Source organism: Streptomyces cynarae (assembly GCF_025642135.1).
In the GTDB taxonomy this organism is placed as follows: domain Bacteria; phylum Actinomycetota; class Actinomycetes; order Streptomycetales; family Streptomycetaceae; genus Streptomyces; species Streptomyces cynarae.
Window position 1 is genome coordinate 172,214 of sequence record NZ_CP106793.1, and the last position, 16,718, is coordinate 188,931.

15 protein-coding genes and 4 pseudogenes are annotated in these 16,718 nt (G+C 68.0%); 10 read left to right on the top strand and 9 right to left on the bottom strand.

Features of this window, described 5'->3' with window-relative positions; all coding sequences use genetic code 11:
- Positions 1-270: 270 nt before the first annotated feature.
- Positions 271-909, bottom strand: coding sequence for a TetR/AcrR family transcriptional regulator (locus N8I84_RS00940; protein ID WP_263227395.1), 639 nt, complete (start codon positions 907-909; stop codon positions 271-273).
- A gap of 76 nt (positions 910-985) precedes the next feature.
- Between N8I84_RS00940 and N8I84_RS00945 the strand changes: the two genes are divergently transcribed.
- Positions 986-1,699, top strand: a complete 714-nt coding sequence (locus tag N8I84_RS00945; RefSeq protein ID WP_263227397.1) for a carboxymuconolactone decarboxylase family protein — start codon at positions 986-988, stop codon at positions 1,697-1,699.
- A 138-nt stretch (positions 1,700-1,837) separates the two neighbouring features.
- Here the strand turns inward: N8I84_RS00945 and N8I84_RS00950 are convergent.
- Both N8I84_RS00950 and N8I84_RS00955 read right to left on the bottom strand, forming a co-directional pair.
- Positions 1,838-2,280 (bottom strand): annotated as a pseudogene (locus N8I84_RS00950) (aquaporin); the annotation flags it as partial.
- Positions 2,281-2,416: 136 nt separating this feature from the next.
- Positions 2,417-3,463 carry a LacI family DNA-binding transcriptional regulator gene (locus N8I84_RS00955; protein WP_263227398.1) on the bottom strand — a complete coding sequence of 349 codons (1,047 nt, stop codon included), beginning with the start codon at positions 3,461-3,463 and terminating at the stop codon, positions 2,417-2,419.
- Between the two features lie 31 nt (positions 3,464-3,494).
- Between N8I84_RS00955 and N8I84_RS00960 the strand changes: the two genes are divergently transcribed.
- Together N8I84_RS00960 and N8I84_RS00965 are read left to right on the top strand one after the other, a co-directional pair.
- The gene (locus N8I84_RS00960) at positions 3,495-4,778 is read left to right on the top strand and encodes an MFS transporter (RefSeq protein ID WP_263227399.1); all 1,284 of its coding nucleotides are present in this window, start codon (positions 3,495-3,497) and stop codon (positions 4,776-4,778) included.
- Positions 4,779-5,167: 389 nt separating this feature from the next.
- On the top strand, positions 5,168-5,677 hold the full coding sequence (locus N8I84_RS00965; RefSeq protein WP_263227400.1) for a DUF4158 domain-containing protein: 510 nt from the start codon (positions 5,168-5,170) through the stop codon (positions 5,675-5,677).
- On the opposite strand, the gene N8I84_RS42625 is transcribed toward N8I84_RS00965, so the two are convergent.
- Entirely contained in the window at positions 5,590-6,570 is a 981-nt protein-coding gene (locus N8I84_RS42625; protein ID WP_313884221.1) for a serine/threonine-protein phosphatase, read from the bottom strand. The two genes, N8I84_RS00965 and N8I84_RS42625, sit on opposite strands and share 88 nt — an antisense overlap.
- Complete coding sequence (locus tag N8I84_RS42630) at positions 6,494-8,083, bottom strand: PAS domain-containing protein (protein ID WP_313884222.1); 1,590 nt, start codon at positions 8,081-8,083, stop codon at positions 6,494-6,496. Before N8I84_RS42630 ends, N8I84_RS42625 begins: the two co-directional genes overlap by 77 nt.
- Positions 8,084-8,263: 180 nt before the next feature.
- On the opposite strand from N8I84_RS42630, the pseudogene N8I84_RS43390 reads away from it, so the two are divergent.
- Positions 8,264-8,474, top strand: a pseudogene (locus N8I84_RS43390) (IS481 family transposase); the annotation flags it as partial.
- Positions 8,475-8,692: 218 nt separating this feature from the next.
- On the opposite strand, the gene N8I84_RS00975 reads toward N8I84_RS43390, so the two are convergent.
- Entirely contained in the window at positions 8,693-9,187 is a 495-nt protein-coding gene (locus N8I84_RS00975; protein WP_263227401.1) for a site-specific integrase, read from the bottom strand.
- A 351-nt stretch (positions 9,188-9,538) separates the two neighbouring features.
- Here N8I84_RS00975 and N8I84_RS00985 point away from each other — a divergent pair.
- Positions 9,539-9,955: pseudogene (locus tag N8I84_RS00985) on the top strand (integrase core domain-containing protein); the annotation flags it as partial.
- Positions 9,956-10,130: 175 nt separating this feature from the next.
- On the opposite strand, the gene N8I84_RS00990 reads toward N8I84_RS00985, so the two are convergent.
- Positions 10,131-10,880, bottom strand: coding sequence for a glucose 1-dehydrogenase (locus tag N8I84_RS00990; RefSeq protein WP_263227403.1), 750 nt, complete (start codon positions 10,878-10,880; stop codon positions 10,131-10,133).
- 391 nt (positions 10,881-11,271) lie between these two features.
- Between N8I84_RS00990 and N8I84_RS00995 the strand changes: the two genes are divergently transcribed.
- Together N8I84_RS00995 and N8I84_RS01000 are read left to right on the top strand one after the other, a co-directional pair.
- Entirely contained in the window at positions 11,272-11,859 is a 588-nt protein-coding gene (locus tag N8I84_RS00995; RefSeq protein ID WP_263227404.1) for a TetR/AcrR family transcriptional regulator, read from the top strand.
- 607 nt (positions 11,860-12,466) lie between these two features.
- Positions 12,467-12,910, top strand: a complete 444-nt coding sequence (locus N8I84_RS01000; RefSeq protein ID WP_263234615.1) for a VOC family protein — start codon at positions 12,467-12,469, stop codon at positions 12,908-12,910.
- A 263-nt stretch (positions 12,911-13,173) separates the two neighbouring features.
- On the opposite strand, the gene N8I84_RS01005 is transcribed toward N8I84_RS01000, so the two are convergent.
- Positions 13,174-14,001, bottom strand: coding sequence for an alpha/beta fold hydrolase (locus N8I84_RS01005; RefSeq protein WP_030172753.1), 828 nt, complete (start codon positions 13,999-14,001; stop codon positions 13,174-13,176).
- A gap of 230 nt (positions 14,002-14,231) precedes the next feature.
- Between N8I84_RS01005 and N8I84_RS01010 the strand changes: the two genes are divergently transcribed.
- From N8I84_RS01010 to N8I84_RS01020, 3 genes and pseudogenes are all read left to right on the top strand, one after another.
- The gene (locus N8I84_RS01010; RefSeq protein WP_200698015.1) at positions 14,232-14,435 is read left to right on the top strand and encodes a hypothetical protein; all 204 of its coding nucleotides are present in this window, start codon (positions 14,232-14,234) and stop codon (positions 14,433-14,435) included.
- Positions 14,436-14,505: 70 nt separating this feature from the next.
- Positions 14,506-15,306: pseudogene (locus tag N8I84_RS01015) on the top strand (IS5 family transposase).
- A 259-nt stretch (positions 15,307-15,565) separates the two neighbouring features.
- Complete coding sequence (locus tag N8I84_RS01020; RefSeq protein ID WP_263227407.1) at positions 15,566-15,928, top strand: hypothetical protein; 363 nt, start codon at positions 15,566-15,568, stop codon at positions 15,926-15,928.
- On the opposite strand, the gene N8I84_RS01025 is transcribed toward N8I84_RS01020, so the two are convergent.
- Positions 15,913-16,626, bottom strand: a complete 714-nt coding sequence (locus tag N8I84_RS01025; protein WP_263227408.1) for an SDR family oxidoreductase — start codon at positions 16,624-16,626, stop codon at positions 15,913-15,915. The two genes, N8I84_RS01020 and N8I84_RS01025, sit on opposite strands and share 16 nt — an antisense overlap.
- Positions 16,627-16,718 lie beyond the last annotated feature (92 nt).

The window sequence follows — 16,718 nt, forward strand, 5'->3', positions numbered from 1 at the left end:
CGGAAACCAGGAATGCGGTGGGCGTGACGCCACCACCGTCTGGCCGCCCACGCGAGGCCCTGTGGCGGCACTCCGGGCTCACGCGCGACCGCACTTCTACTCATCACCTCCGATCAGCAACCAGTGCAGCAACCTCCGCCCGCTTCTCCTTAGTGGTCGGCGCTCGAAGTCCTTCGGGGGTTGACGGGAGGTCAGGCCGTGTGTGGGGTGCGGAGCCCGGTCTTCCGGGATCGGCCATCGGGGTGCGCCGTCGAGCCGTTTCGCCGCACGTCACCCTTCCTCGGGCGGAACGCCAACCAGTTTTACCAGGAACCGGTCCACCTGTTCTTCCAGCGGGGGCCAGGGCAGCTCGGGTTGGTTGACGCGCAGCGAGACCGCGCCGTGGACGGCCGTGCGCAGATCCAGGGAGGCGGTCTCCGCGTCGCCCTGTGGGGCCAGCCCGGCGTCCATACAGCGGCGGATCGCCGTGGTCGTTCGCTGGGCCATCTCCTCCTTGAAGGACATGTCCGTGCGCCGGTTGAGCGTGCTTTCGTGCAGCACCTTGTACAGACCCGGGTGTTCGCGGGACCACGCGCCGAGCAGCGCCGTTCGGGCACGCAGCGCGGCCACCGGGTCGGCGGCGCCCGACTCCGCGTTGTCCACCGCGCGCAACAGGTCGGCATGGCAGTGCTCCAGTGCGGCCAGCACCAGTGCGTCACGGTCGGCGAAGTGGATGTAGACCGAGGTCGCGGCGATGCCGACCTCGCGGGCGACCGCCCGGAGCGACAGCGCCTGGTCGTCGGCGAGCTCGTCCAGCAGCCGCAGCGCCGCGTCGATGATCTCGGCGCGCAGCCGCTCGCCCTGGCCGCGCGGGTTGCGGCCTCGCGGCGCAGTGCGGGCGGTCGTTCGGGCCGGAGTGGTCGCATCCATGGCCACCCATTGTATGGGACACCCTGTAGGGCTACAGTTGTAGCCCTACAGGCGTTCACTTAAGGAGTGAGTCACCATGACGCTGCCGACCCGGACCACAGTGAAGGAACTCGACCCGGTATTCGCGGAAATGGCCGCAGCAAGCTTCCAGCTCCCCGAGTCGGGAACGCAGCTGACGCCGCGCGAGCTCACTCTGCTCAGCCTCGTTGCCGACGTCTGCGAACAGGTCCTCGGGATGCCGTTCGAACTGCATGTGCGGGCCGCTCTGGACAACGGCCTCGACGCCGATGACCTACGCGAGCTGCTCCGCTTCATCTCCTACGACAGCGGCTACCCGGCGGCGCTGGCTGCCTTGGAGCGGCTGGCCGAGGTCGAACGCAAGCACGGCCTGCCTGGGCCGACAGGCCAGGGCCACCAAGTGAACGCGGACGGCACCGGCAGCCCCATCCCCACGGCGATGCGTGCTGAGGTGCGTACCCTCGACCCGGGCTTCGCCGACTACATGGACCTACAGTCACGGATGCGCGCCGACATGTCCCGGATCAGCGTCCGTGAGCGGGCATTCGCCACCATGACGGTCGACGTCCTCTACCAGACCCTCCAGGAGAGCTTCCGTGCCCACGTCGGCCGCGCGCTGAGCGCGGGAGCGACGCCCGACGAGGTCCGCGCTGCCGTCCGCGCCACCGCACCATTCGGGATGACCCGGACCTGGCGCGCCCTGAACGTCCTCGACGCGCTGCTGGCCGACCTGAATGAACCGCAGGGGAAGCAGACGGCCAAGAACGCCTGAACGCCTGTCTCTTCCCCCCCGCACACGACTCGCACCGCAGGGCCGGTCCGCCACAGCGCAGGCCGCAGGCGCAGTACAGCGCACCGTTGTGCAGCCTGCCGCAACGCCACCGCGGCACGGCAGGCTGCACAACCGCAAGGCGCGTCCGATGGTCAGTGCCGGGTTCGCGAACGAGGTGGAGGAGGTGAACCAGTAGGCGGCTCCGATGTAGGAGGCCACCGCCGCGGGGGCGAGCGAGGCGCGGCCGATCCTGCGCAGACCGAAGATCAGCAGGATCAGCCCCGCTGTGGCGACGACCTCGCCCAGCCACAGATGGCCGGCGGACCGGTCGTGGGTGGAGAACTGCACCAGCGGCCTCGCGAACATCGCGTCGGCCAGGATCGCCCGCCGATCGCCCCCGCGATCTGGGCGGGCACGTACGCGGCGACGTCCCGAAGGGTGGGCCCGTCCGCGGTGCGGCGGCCGGTGAACCAGGCCACGACGGTCACGGCGGGGTTGAAGTGCGCCCCGGAGACCGGCCCGAGCAGGAGGATGAGCAGGCCCAGGCCGAAGACGGTGGCGAGGGAGTTGGCGAGCAGCTGGCAGGTCTCGGCGAGGGCGCCGGCTCCGTGGCGTTCGCAGAGAGTCCCACGTTGAGGCTCACGCGGAACTCTCGCAGTTGCCGGGGTGCCACGACGTCCTCGCCGCCATCGCCTACTGTGCCCGACGGCGCAAGGGTCACGGCCTTGTGGTACGTCTGCGCACGATCGACCAGGGCGAGTTCAGCGGAGCTTCCTGGCCGAGCGCGGCCTGCGCGCAGGCCGATCCCTGGGCACGCAGTGATTGCGCGACGGTGGTGAGCCCGAGATCGGCAGCGATGGGTGCGTCGTCCCATCCGGTGACCGCCAGGTCGGTAGGGACGCCGTGATGGGCGGTGTGGGCTGCTTGCAGGATGCCGGAGGCGAGTTGGTCACTCATCGCGGCTATGGCGTCAGGTGGTTCGGGGCTGGCCAGCAGCATGGCGGCAGCGCGCTCGCCCTCGGACGGGTCGTTGCGGGGGCACACAGCCACGATCACGTCTTTCCAAGCGAGGCCGGCGGCTTCGGCTGCCTGGCGGTAGCCTTCGAGTCGATGCCGTGTCACTGGGAATAGAACACGGGTTGTGTCCGGACCGCTGATGATGCCCCCTTCCCGGTCCCGCGTCAGGGGAAAGCTCACAATGGCCGGACGGTTTGTATGTGCGAAGACAACCTCGCCCACCGCGCGTGCTGCGGCCCGGTTGTCGATGCTGACCAGCCCCAGGTCGGGGACCGCTGGTCCGCCGTGGACCACGGCGGGGCGCTTCATTGCGCGTACCGCCGCGACAACCGGGTCGTCCTCGGTCGTTGTCCACAGGATGAACGCGTCGACGGCTGCGCTGCGGATCCGAGCCACGTCGTCGGCTGCGCCGGTGATCGGCAGGATTGTCATGCCGTAGGCGTGCTCCGCGCAGACGTCTGCGATGCCCGCCAAGAAGGCCGCCGCCTGCGGATCTTCGAACGCATAGGAGAGGTGTTCGCCGAGCACGACGCCGAGGGCGCGTGATGCCCCGCGCCGCAGGGACCGGCCCCTGGGGTCAGGCCCGGCGTATCCCAATTCGGCGGCGGCGGCGAGCACTTTCGCCCGGGACTCGTCCGATACCCGGCTGGGCTGGTTGTAGGTGTACGAGGCGGTCATCACCGACACCCCGGCCGCACGGGCCACTTGCGTCAGAGTCACTCGCTTCGATGTGTCGGGGAGTGCCATGCCTCCATCCTAGCTGTGTATCGTTACACACATGACGGGTCCGAACTCGACCACCGATGCGCGCCGTCTGATCACCTCGGCAAGCGCTGCTTTCGCCGCCTTCGGCGCCTTCTGGGGCGTGTGGGGCGCATCCATCCCGCGCGTTCAAGAACAGGCCGGCATCACCGCAGGCCAACTCGGCTTGGCGTTGCTCTACGTGGGCGCCGGCGCCCTTCCCGCCATGCTCCTGACCGGCAGGGCGATCGACCGGTGGGGACTGAAGGTCGCGGCTGCGGCCATCACCGCCTTAGGAGCCACCGGCGCCGGGGCGGTGCTGGCCGGCCGGGATCTGCCGAGCCTGTGCAGCGGACTGACCCTGGTCGGCGCCGCCAGCGGAGCAGCCGACGTGGCCATGAACGCGACCATCGGACGGGCCGAGAACCTCACCGGCCGACCGGTCATCACCCGCGTGCACGGGGTCTTCTCCGCCTCTGTCGTGCTCTCCAGTCTCACCACCGGGCTAACCTCTGCCACCGCACTTCCGCCTGTCACCCCATTCCTTGCGGTCGCTGCACTGTGCCTTGCCGCCGGCCTCTACATGCTCAGGACACTGCCTTCCACACAGCTTGAGGACAGGTTCGCCACCCCTCGCGCATCTGGGCGCTCGCCGATCGCTCCACTCATCCTCGTGGGAGTCCTGGGAGCACTCGCCTTCGCGAGCGAGAATGCGCACCAAAGCTGGGCCGCGGTCTACGCCCAGGACGAACTCCATACCAGCCCTGGACTGGCCGCCATCGCACCTGCCGTCTTCGCAGCAACGGTCGCCATCACCCGACTGTCCATCGGGACCCTCACGTCCGCTCCGGCCCGAAGGATCATCCTCGCTGGAGCGCTGGCCGATGCAGCGGGCGCGATCCTCATCGCCTCTGCGCCCTCGCTGCTCATCGCCGCGCTCGGTCTCGTAGTCGTCGGAGCGGGTACCGCCGTCCTGTTCCCGACACTTCTCGCCGTGGTGTCGCGACATGTCGAGGAGTCCCGCCGAGGCCGCGCAACATCCATCGTGACGACCGTGTCCTACCTCGGGTTCCTTCTCGGTCCAGTCTATGTGGGCCAATGGGCCGACGCTGCCGGACTGCGTGCCGCCATGATCGCCGTGGCCGCTCTCGCCGTCATCCTGTTCACCCTGACACCTGCGCTGCTTCGCCTCAGCGGCTTCAGCCCACCCACCCAACCAGCCAGCGGAAAATCCACACAAGCAGGAACAGCCTCGGCTTATCGAACGGAAGGTGACAGTGCACGGCCAGGTCCCCGGCAGAGGGGCGACCAACCTTGCTGAGGCCGGACACCAATTGTCATGCCAACATCAGAAACACGCACTCAGTGTCGTTGGTAGTGATGTTGAGCGTCGTCTGGGGATTGAACGGACCGCGTATCCGCGGTTCAAGCAGCTGACCACCGCGCATGAGCTGCATCTGTTCTTCTCCCCGAGCCGCGATGAGCTGGAGTGGGCGGCCGATGCCACGGACTGCGATGAGCATCTGCTGGGCCTGCTGCTGATGCTGAAGTCGTACCGACGTATCGGTGTTTCCCGGCGCTGGAGGATGTCCCGGAGATGGTGGTGGACTTCGTTCGGCGGGCGGTGGAGTTGCCGGAGGGCACGCTGCCGGTGTACCGGTCGGAGCGGACCGCCAAGCACCACCGGGCCTGGTCCGCAAGCAGGCCGGCGTGACGTACGACCAGGCCAAGGCCCGGGGAATCGTCGAGCAGTCGATCCGCAAGGAGGCCGCGGCGAAGAACCGCCCGGCGGATCTGATCAACATCGCGCTGGAGAAGGTGGTGGAGGCCGGGCTGGAGCTGCCGGGGTTCTCGACCTTCGACAAGATGGCCTCGGAGATCCGTACCGAGGTGAACGCCTCGATCGGTATGGGCATCCACGACCGCATGAGCGCCGCTCAGCGGGCGGGGCTCATGCGGCTGCTGGAGGAGCGCGACAGTGACGGGACGACGCTGTTCAACCGGCTGAAGAAGCCCGCCAAGGGCCCGACCTGGTCGCATTCCAAGAACCTGACCAAGCGTCTGGAATGGCTGGACGTGCTGGGCGTGACCTGCAGGTTCGAAGTTGGCAGATCTTCAATCGAGCATGGGAACTACGCGAGCTCCGGAACGGGGATCAGGCTCGGTTCCAGGCCCGAAATGCTTTGCTCGGTCCAGATGATCTTGCCGCTGGTGGTGTAGCGGGTGCCCCACCGCCGGGCCAGCTGCGCGACGAGGAACAGTCCGCGGCCCCCCTCGTCGGTGGTACGGGCGTGCCGCAGGCGCGGCGAGGTGCTGCTGCCGTCAAAGGTCTCGCAGATCAGTCCGTCCTGCCGGATCAGCCGCAGTTGGATGGGTTCACAGCCGTAGCGGATGGCGTTGGTGACCAGTTCGCTGACGATGAGCTCGGTCGTGAACTGCAGCTCTTCCAGGTCCCAGTCGGCAAGCTTGCGCGTCGCGAGGTCGCGGGCGTTGGCGACGATGGCTGGATCGCTGGGTAGATCCCAGCAGGCGACCTGGTCCGCGGCCAGGCCGTGGGGGCGGGCGAGGAGCAGGGCGGCGTCGTCGGAGGGCGGACTGGTCAGCAGGGCATTGATCACGTTCTGACAACTGTCCTCCAGCGTCGGGGCGGAGCGGGCCAGCGCTTCGGCGAGCCGGGTCAGCCCGACGTCGACGTCCCGCTCGGCGGCCTCGATGAGGCCGTCGGTGTACAGGGCGAGCAGGCTCCCGTCCGGGAGCTCCAGTTCAGCGGACTCGAAGGGCAGGAAGCCCAGTCCCAGGGGCGGTCCGGCCGGTAGGTCTGGGAAGGCGACTGTGCCGTCGGCCCCGACGATTGCGGGTGGGGGGTGGCCGGCCCGGGCCAGCGTGCACCGTCTGCTCACCGGGTCGTAGACCGCGTACAGGCAGGTGGCGCCCAGGGCGTTCGTGGCCGCGTCCTGGTGCTCTGCTTCGGCCGTCTCCTCGGTGCCCTCCTGCTCGGTGAGGCTGATGACCAGGTCGTCCAGATGGGCGAGCAGTTCATCGGGAGGCAGGTCCAGGTCGGCGAGCGTGCGGACGGCTGTGCGTAGTTGGCCCATGGAGGCGGCGGCATTCATCCCGCGTCCGACCACATCCCCCACTACCAGGGCAACGCGGGCTCCGGACAGCGTGATGACGTCGAACCAGTCGCCGCCCACTGTGTTGGGAGCGTCCGCTGGCAGGTAGCGCCAAGCAACGTCCAGCACTGTCCCTGCGGCCAGGCCACGCGGCAGCAGGCTGTGCTGCAGCGCCAGAGCCGCCCGCCGCTCTCGGGTGAAGCGGCGGGCGTTGTCTACACACCGCGGCCCTGGCGACGAGCTCCTCGGCCAGGCTCACATCGTCCTGGTCGAACGGATCCGGGCACTGTGAACGCAGGAAGGTCACGATGCCCAGGCGGGCGCCGCGCGCCTGCACCGGCGCGATCATGACCGAGTGGATGCCGAAGGCGCGGATTTCCGCTGCCCGAGCCGGGTCCTCGGCGGCCCAGGAGCCGACAGAGAGGTCCGCGAGCGATTCCACCCAGGGCTTGCCGCCGATCAGGCAGTGCGCCGAGGGCGTGGCGGGGCGGGTGTTGAGCAGGTCCCCGACCCTTGCGGTCGCCTCCGGGCGCCCCTCGTGGACCGACTGCTGCCCCGCGCGGCGCAGGGCGGGAGTGCTGCCGACCGGCCCAGGAGGGGGTTCCTCGCCGCGCAGGACCCCCTCCAGCAGGTCGACCGTGACGACGTCGGCGAAGCGCGGCACCGCGACCTCTGCGAGTTCCTGTGCGGTGCGTTCGACGTCGAGCGTGCCGCCGATCCGCGCGCTGGCCTCGGTGAGCAGGGCCAGGCGCTCCCGGGCGCGCCAGCGGTCGGTGACGTCCATGGTCATGTACCACACGCCAAGTACTCGACGTGTTGGGTCCTCCAGCCGGAAGCCGCACGTCCACCACGCGTGCCGTCTGGTCGGATCCGCCGGGCTGGGGCCCAGGAACTCGAGATTCAGCACCGGAACCCCGGTGTCCAGTACTTGCCGCATTGCCCCGACGACCTTTTCGACGTTCTCGTCGGGGTTGGGAAAGACCTCCGCCAGCGGCCGTCCCAGCCGTCGCTCGCGTGGCACCGCGCCGCCGTACTCCAGCCAGTCATTGGCCCAGAGGAAGCGCAGGTCCGTATCCAGCACGGCCACGCCGATCGGGGAATGCGCAAGAAGCGGCTCGAACATCATCTGGCTCAGCTCCGAGCCAGGAGTCTGCTGATCGTTCCGGGCCAGCACGGACCATAGCCGGTTCCCGGCCGGATCGTGCAGGGGGGAGACCCGCACAGCCAGCTTCAGACGCCGCCCGTCGCGGTGCCGTATGCCCACCACGCCGTCCCAGCCGCCCTGCATGCGGCACTGCTCCGCCACGGCGGCCGCAGTCGCCCGGTCGGGCGCCTCCAGCAGGCTCGCGACAGGCCGGTTCAGGATCGCCTCATCCGGATAGCCGACCAGCCGTTCCGCCGCCGAGGTCCAGCCGATGACCACTCCCTCGTCGTCCAGCACCGCTGTGGCGACCTGCACCACGTCAAACAATCGCTCCGAGACGTCGGGCACGGCATCCTCCGGGGCCATCATCGTCGCCCCCCATCGTCACGCTCTGTGTTCCTGGGATATCCGGCTTCGACTTGGCGTCGTGCAGGATGCGAGGGCGCTCAGAGGCTCACCGCCAACCTCCTGTCCCTGTCCGCCTCTCCACCCCCATTGTCCGGCGGATCCCTCGTCATCGCAGGGCCGAGCGCGAACATCCAGCAGGGCAGTGTCCCCTCCGTGCTGCGGCCGGAGGACATCGCCTACCTGACCATGCGCTACGGCGCCCGTCCGGCCGGTCCCGAACCCGCACCCGCCGCCCTGCCGAGGGCCCGCAGCGGCACAGCCATCCTCGCCGCCGGCGAGCGAACCGGTCGAGGTCGACCGCAAGGTCCTGCGCGACGGGATCGTCTGCCTGGACGGAGACCGCTACCAGGTTGAAGCGGGCGCTGGCGCACGACCGGCCCCCGGAGCGAGGCCGCGAGCTTCACCCGCAGCCAGGTCAGCTCTGGCGGCGGGCGGCCGGGTCCTGGGCGGCGACATGCCGGGCATCCGCGTCCACCCCAGGACAGGCGTACCGCTCCAGGGAACGGACAGAGGCGTGGCGTGAGCGGGCCAGCAGCATCGGGGTAGAGGTCCCGTGCTCCGCGTCGTGTGTCAGGGCACTGTGGCGTAGCCGATGCAGTGTCCAGCCGTCCAGGTCCCGGAGCCTCTGCCCTTGCCGGAAGCCTCGAAGCCGCAGCGGCTTGTAGGCGAAGTCGTCGGGTCGGTGAGGCCAGCGGTTTCCTTCCACGCGCGCCAGGCCCTGAGCGGGCAAGTCGAGGGCCTGCTGCCGAACGGCACCTTCACCTTGCGCGGGGCCGTCTTGGACACCCGGACGTCGACCTCCAGGCCGTTCTCGTGCTCGACGATGTCCCGCAGCCGGAGGTAGGCGACCTCGTGCTCGCGGGCGGTCAGGGCGAAGTGCAGCAGTCCGATGGAACGGTTGCGGATGCCGAGCAGGTTGTCGGGGGCGGCCTGGACGGCGGCGCGCAACTGGCCGACGAGCAGGGCGGGCGCGGGTCCGCGGCCGCGGACCTCGCTCGTCTTCTCCAGTTCCTTGACCTTGGCCTTGAGCACGCGGCGGGCGCGGGAGGCGCCGGTTCGGTCCAACTGCAGCCGGTGCTCGGTGCGGCCGAGCCGGGCGCGCCGCGGGCGCCGGCGGCGTCCAGGCCCTCGTTGGTGCCCCGCACGATGAGTTCGCGGATGAACTCCGCCAGGGCTGCGAACACGTGGAAGACCAGGCGCCCGGCGGGCGTGGTCGTGTCGAGCGCCTCGTGCAGCGATCGATTATCAATCCTGGAGCAACCGTGGGTTCGGTCGTCGCCCCAGGAATGAGGCAGTCAGGGGACCAACGACGGGCATGCCAGCCTCCTTGAGTTGGCGTCTCTCCTCCCGAGGCCGATAGCTGGCGGCAGAGGCGAGCTGCTCCAAGAGCGCCTCCTCACTCCGCTCCCGGAGGAGGTGGTGGGCTGGTCGATCGCCGACCGCATGCGCACCTCGCTGGTCACCGACGCGTTCGAGATGGCCGTGGCCGATTGCGGCGGCCGGGTTCGCGGCGTCGTTTTCCACACGTACAGAGGCGCCCAATACAGCGCGGCCGCCTTCGCCGATGTCTGCCGCCGGCATGGCATCCGCCGCGGCGTGGGCCGGGTCGGCTCAAGCTACGACAATGCCCTCGCCGAGTCGTTCTTCCAGGGCCTCAAGCGCGAGTTGCTTCACGGAAGGCACTGGACCTCAAAGGCACAGACTCGGCTGGAGCTGTTCCGCTGGCTGTCGTACTACAACCGGCGCCGTCGGCATTCCGCGCTCGGCTACCTCACACCAGCCGAGTTCCAACAGCAACTGATCACATCACATACGCTGTCACTCGTCGCATGAAACCCGGTGTCCACTCCCAGGGATCAACCTCAGGTTCCGGATGCCATCGTTTGCGTACACACTGGCGGGGCTGCACCCGCCCGTTAGGTTCGGTGTGACTACCGGTGTGATCGCGACGCGGACAGGGCGACTGTCGTCTTCGCCGGGACAGGCACAGCGCATCCTCTTGCGGCGATCAGATCTGGTTGAGTCCGCCATCCACCAAAAGCTCGGATCCGGTGACGAAGCTGCTCTCATTACTGGCGAGGAACAGTGCGGCGGCAGCGGCCTCGTCCGGGTGCCCCATGCGACCCAGCGGAATCTGGCTGGCGAAGGCGTCCCTCATGTGTGCGGCCTGCTCGGCGTCGGCAGCCAGGCCGGTGATGCCCGGGGTGACGATCGGGCCGGGGACCAGGGTGTTCACCCGGATCGCGCGGCCGCTCAGTTCGTTGGCCCAGGTGCGCGAGAAGGAACGGACCGCGGCCTTGGACGCGGCGTACACGCCAAAGGCGGCGCCGCCTGAGGTTGCGGCAGTCGATCCGGTCAGGATCACCGAGGCGCCGTCGTTGAGCAGCGGAATGGCCTTCTGGACAGTGAAGAGCATTCCTCGTACGTTGATGTTGAAGGTGGCGTCGAAGTGCTCCTCGGTGACCTGCTCAAGAGCAGCGAACTGACCGCCGCCCGCGTTGGCGAACAGTACGTCGATGGGCCGGCCTCGCTCGGCGACAGCCGCGTAGAGGCGGTCGATGTCCGCGAGATCCGCGACGTCGCCCCTGACGGCGGTGGCTTCGCCGCCGATCTCGGCCAGCGCGGCGTCGAGGGCCTCCTGCCGGCGGCCGGTGATGAACACGTGGGCGCCTTCACGTGCGAATCGCTTGGCGGTGGCCAGTCCGATTCCGCTGTTGCCTCCGGTGATGACTGCCGTCTTCCCGTCAAGCTGTCCCATGATCGTTTACCCCTGTCCGGTGCGAACGCCAGAAGTCGTGCACCAAGAGTCACTGCGGTTTTACAGCCCGAACCGGACGGCTCCGAGCCCAGTTATGGACTATACGGTAAAGAACCTTGTTATGGACCGCACGGACAAAAACGTGACCGCGGGCACGCTGTCGAGGCTGGACAGGGCGGCCGGCACAGGCCTGTCCGCGAGGGCGCCGGGAAAACCCCTGACGGGGAGCCATGCATTGCACGCCCCCTATCGCCCGGCCTCACCCTGCACGGCGACCGTGCACGGCGGCGACGAAAGGAACGCCCAGGGCGCGTCACCGCGAGCAGCCGGGCCTGTGCTGCGTGCCCGACGATCTGGACCGATAGGTCAAGAAGAACGTACGCTGTTTGTCATGGGACGACCGCGGAATTTCGATGACAACCAGGTACTGGAGTCTGCGCGCGAGCAGTTCTGGAATCAGGGGTACGCGGCTACATCACTGCAGAACCTGACGGACGCCACCGGGCTGGGCAAGGGAAGTCTGTACGGCGCCTTCGGCGACAAGCGGCAGCTGTTCTTGCACGTACTGGACGGCTACCGCGAGGAACAGCTGAACGGCGTCCGGGCGGTCCTCACCGGGCCCGGGACGCCCTTCGAACGCCTGACCCTGCTCGTTGAGGGGGTGGCCAAGGGATTCACGGAGGACCCGCAGCGCCGCGGCTGTCTTCTGGTCAACAGCACGTCCGAGCTGCACGGCAACGATCCGGACGTGGTCTCCCGGGCCCGGACCACCTATCAGGCGGTCGAAGATCTTCTGATCGCCTGCGTAAAGGAAGCCCAGGACGACGGGACGGTCGAACCGAGCGCGGACGCCCAGGAGCTCGGGCGACTGCTCCTCGCCGTCATGCAGGGCATCGAGTTTCTCGCCAAGACCGACATGGACGGCTCAGCTCTGCTGCAGATAGGCCAGGCCGCCCTCAAGCAGCTGTCCCGGCACTGAACATCCTGCGAGTCGGCATCGTCCACAGGTGACATGCAGGACAAACAGCGATCAGGGTGGGCCTGCCTGGGATCGGCGCGCGAGCGTCCAGCACACCTGCCCTTCGAACGTTCCCACGAGTGGCCCGGCCGCCCGCCCCAGCACAGTTGCCGACCCGCCCCTTTCGTCATGCCCTTGAGCGGACCCTCTTCGGCCGTGCGGCTGCGCCATCGACTGCGCCTCACCGCGGGCCGGACGACGCTCTGGCAGCCGACGGCGCCGGACCGTTTCACACGAGCGCTGCGGGCGAGCTCTACAGATTCCCGCACAGGACCTTGTTCGCGACTCTCTTTCGAATGCCGACGGCGCGGCGAGCGCTCAAATAGTGCATTGATCGACCGACTTCGCAACGCATTTGAAGGAGACATACGTTCTTGACTGCACGGTCCATAAACTCTACCTTTGAACTGCGACCCGCGGATTCGCTACTGCAAGGGGACGTCGGGTCGGCGGTAGACAGGTACAGACTGTTCCGCTGCACGGCAGCGAAACGCCGGGGCGGGACTGCGTGAAGGTCTCGCGTCCCCCTTCGCAAACGACTGCACACGCCCAACGAAAAGTGATCACCATGACCACCCCTCCCCAGCCGCTCTTCACCTACAGCCTTCACAATGTGACGATTTCCGTCAGTGACCTCGACGCGTCGATCCAGTGGTGGAATCGGGTGTTCGGCCTCACCCTGCTGGCGAAGTCCCGCTTCGGCGCCATCGGAGCGGACGTTGCCTTCTTGGAGGGGCCCGGTTTTCGGCTGGAGCTCCTTCAGCCCGCAAACGGTGTGCGGATCCCTGAACTGACGGCAGAGCCCCCCGCCCACATCCGCCCGATCGGCAACAAGGCCCTGGTCTTCCGCGTCGAGGACCTCGACAGCGTGACCCGCACCTTCCGTGATCTGGGGGTGACAACCGTCTGGGAGCAGATGGACCTCGGCGACGGCAGTATCTCGACCGCGATCCGTGACAACGACGGAAACCTCATCAACGTCTTCCAGCAAGGCGCAAGCCCGGTCGGCTGACACGGCGAACCGATCAACCTGGCCGCCGAGCCAGATTCAGCCGCTCCGGACGTAGTTGTCCGGGACATGGTTCGGGAGCGCCGCCGACCGCCGCCGCTGCCTAACGCAGGTTTGCGGCGGCCGGCCGGCGAATGCCCTTTGCGCATGCGGCCAACGCGCGGTCTGTCAGGCGATGAGCCGCCCCTCCCGGGCGGCCAATTCGCAGCGCCGATTCCCAGCAGTTCCAGCGGCAGTGCTGCCGTTCACCGGGGTGCGAGCAGTCGCTAACTCCGCGCGAACTCAAGCAGGTCTTTGTTGAAGATCTCGGCGTACTTGGGCACCATCGCAAGGCCATGAGGCGCGCCCTCGTAGACCTTGTACTGCGCGCCCTTGACGATCTTGGATGATTTGGCGCCCGCGGAGACGATGGGCACGATCTGGTCGTCGTCGCCATGCACGATCAGTGTCGGCACATCGACCTTCTTCAGGTCCTCGGTCGTGTCCGTCTCGGAGAACGCCTTGATGCAGTCGTAGGCGCCCTTGATGCCGACTGTCATGCTCCAGAGCCAGAACTCGTCACGCGTTCCCTGGGAGACGGTCGAGCCCTCACGGTTGGCACCGTAGAACGGGGCACTGAGGTCCTTGTAGTACTGCGAGCGGTCCGTGAGCACACCCTGGCGGATCTCGTCGAACACCTCGATCGGCAGGCCCTCAGGGTTGGCTTCCGTCTTCAGCATCAGCGGCGGGATCGCGCCGAGCAGGACCAGCTTGGCGACCCGTGCCGTGCCGTGCCGGCCGATGTAGCGGGTGACTTCGCCGCCGCCGGTGGAGTGCCCGACAAGAATGACGTCGTGCAGGTCTTCGGTTTCGATGACCGCGGCCAGGTCGTCGGCGTACGTGTCGAGGTTGTTGCCGTCCCAGGGCTGACCGGAGCGGCCGCCACCGCGCCGGTCGTGAGCGATGGCGCGGAATCCGTTGTCCACCATGAGCTTCATCTGGGGGTCCCAGGCGTCGGCGGTGAGCGGCCAGCCGTGGGAGAAGAGCACGGGCTGGCCCGAGCCCCAGTCCTTGTAGAAGATCTGCGTGCCGTCCTCGGCGGTGGCGAAGGGCATGGTTGCGCTCCTCTCGATGTCCGCTCGCGGGCCCCTTACGTCACGGCCTCCGGGGGATGTGACGCGAAAGCGGCGCCGCATGAGGTCAACATTAAGAGCTCGTTACAGAACGAGCCGTTCGTGACCGGCCGGGTTTCCGGCTCCGTCCCTCTTTCCTGGGTGCGGCAACCTACCCATCGCCGACCGTTAGCCGCTTGGATAGGCTCCGCGAGAACCCTTCAGGAGGTGTCATGGCGAAGGTCACCATCAGCCTGGACAGCGATCTGGCCATCGAGGTCATGCTGCTGGCCGGCACCAGGAGCCCGCAGGACGCCGTCGAGTTGATCGTCCGCGACTACCTGGCACGGGGCCACCGCACCGAGGCTCGCGCCGGTAACGCCGCCGACCAGGAGCGCCTCACCGACCGGCGGTCGGCGCCAGAAGAGGGCCGATGAGCACTTCAGGTGAGATCGGCGTGTCGGCTGGTGGTTGAAGGTCCTGCTGGGCAGGGTCCGGCTGGTGTATATCGATCTTGTCTCCGACGACCTGTGGGAGCGAATAGCTCCACTGCTGCCAGAGCGGCCGCCCCGACGTCACCGTCATCCCGGACGGCTGCCTGTGCTGGACCGGGTTGCGCTGGCGGGCATCGTGTACGTGCTGCGCAAGGGAGTGGCCTGGTGCGACGTCCCAGTCCAGGTCGTCGGCTGCTCGGGGTAACCGCTTGGCGTCGGCTTCGCGACTGGAACGAGGCCGGCGTCTGGCCTCGCCTTCATGAGGCACTCCTAGCCGAGCTGCGGGCAACCGGCTTGTTGGCCATGGACGATGCGGCCATCGACGGCTCCCACACCAGGGCCCTCAAGGGGGGCTCACGTCGGCCCTTCACCCGTCGACCGCGGCCGCCCCGGCTCCAAGCACCATGTGATCGTCGACCGCCACGCCACGCCTCTGGCCGTCTCCCTGACCGGCGGGAACCGGCACGACATCACACAGTTGATCCCCCTGCTGGACGCGATACCCCGCATCCGAGGGGTGCGCGGACGTCCCCGCAACCGACCCAAACGGCTCTTCGCCGACCGGGGCTACGACTGTGACAAGTACCGCCAACTGCTACGGAAACGCGGCATCAGACCCCTGATCGCCCGACGCGGCATTGCCCACGGTTCCGGCCTCGGCCGCACCCGCTGGGTCGTCGAGCGGACCTTCGCCTGGCTCCATCAGTTCAAACGACTCCGTGTCCGCTATGAGCAACGAGCCGACCTCCACCAGGGACTACTCGAACTCGCCTGCAGCATCATCTGCCTTCGACGGCTCCGCACGTCATTCTGAAATGATCAGTAAATTGCGGGGCAGCGATTCAGCGCGTCTGAAACCACCGCTTCGGTACGAGTGGGACGGTCGTTGCCTGACAGGCGAGGAAGTGGTCTGTCTCGTACGGGTCCTTGCGGTCAGGAGAATTCGTCGACGAGCCGATGATGGTGGCCCGCTTCCGGTGGGTGGCCGGCGGCAACCCGGCGACGGTGGCACCGAGGGTGCTCCAAGCGGCCGGCCAACGACTTCCATCAGCGGCCGGCGACGCAGGCAGCCAGTGAGGAAGGACGACGGGCCGCAGGCAGACGGCGAGGAACCAACAGAGCCGGAGATCTGCGATCTGTGCGGAGCCGTGATCCCGGCCGACAGTATCGACTGGTCCGCACTGGTGCCCGACTCCTCCGCGATCCACACGGTGGAGTCGAACTTCGACGGCAGACGCATGCTGGTGGCTTGCTCCCAGGAGCACCTCGAGGAGCTGATCGAGCAGTACAAACACCGCCCGTTCGTGGACGCCGAACTATGGGCCGGGAAGATCGCCCGCGTGCTGCGTCGGCAAAGGCCACGGCCTGATCACCGGGCCGGTGAACGTTCCACGGTTAGAGACGGGTGCGGATCGGCTTGTCAGGGGCGGGCGTGAACGCCGATGCCGCCGGAGACGGTGAGGTTGTCGCCGGTGATGTAGCCGGCGGCGTCCGAGGCGAGGAAGGCCACGGCTTCGGCGATGTCGGCGGGAGCGCCGACGCGGCCAAGCGGGACGTCCCGAGCCCAGGAGTCGATCATTTCCTGGGAGACACCCATCTTGCTGTAGGCAGGCGTGTTGATCAGTCCTGGGCTGACGGCGTTGACGCGGATGCGGCGGGAGGCGAGTTCAAGCGCGAGGGACCGCATGAGGGGCAACAGTGCTCCCTTGGCGGCTGTCATGGCGGCTCCGACCCCTTCGCCGGCGCCCACGGTGATCACGACCGAGGCGCCCTCGTTGAGGAGCGGGAGCGCCTTTTGCAGGGTGAAGAAGGTGCCCTTGACGTTGATGTCGAACAAGGCATCGAAGGCGTCTTCGTCGGTTGACTCGATCGGGCCGGGGCGGGAGACGCCCGCGTTGAGGAAGAGCAGGTCGAGGGAGCCGAATTGCCGGCGTGCCTGGTCCACTGCATGGTCGATGTCCGGCAGGGACCGTGCCTCGGCCCGGACGACCAGGACGTCTTCGGGAAGTTCGGCGGTGGCGACCTTGCCGACGCCGGTGACCATGACGCGGTAGCCGCGGGAGTGGAGCAGTTCAGCGGTCGCCTTGCCGATGCCGCTGGTTCCGCCGGTGATCAAGGCTGCAGGTGCAGACATGATGCGTTCCTTTGCTCTCTGGGGAGGGAGGGGGCGATCGGCGAGCGCTCTGGCCTGTGGAGCGTCGGCCCGCGCCTCGACGACCATATTTG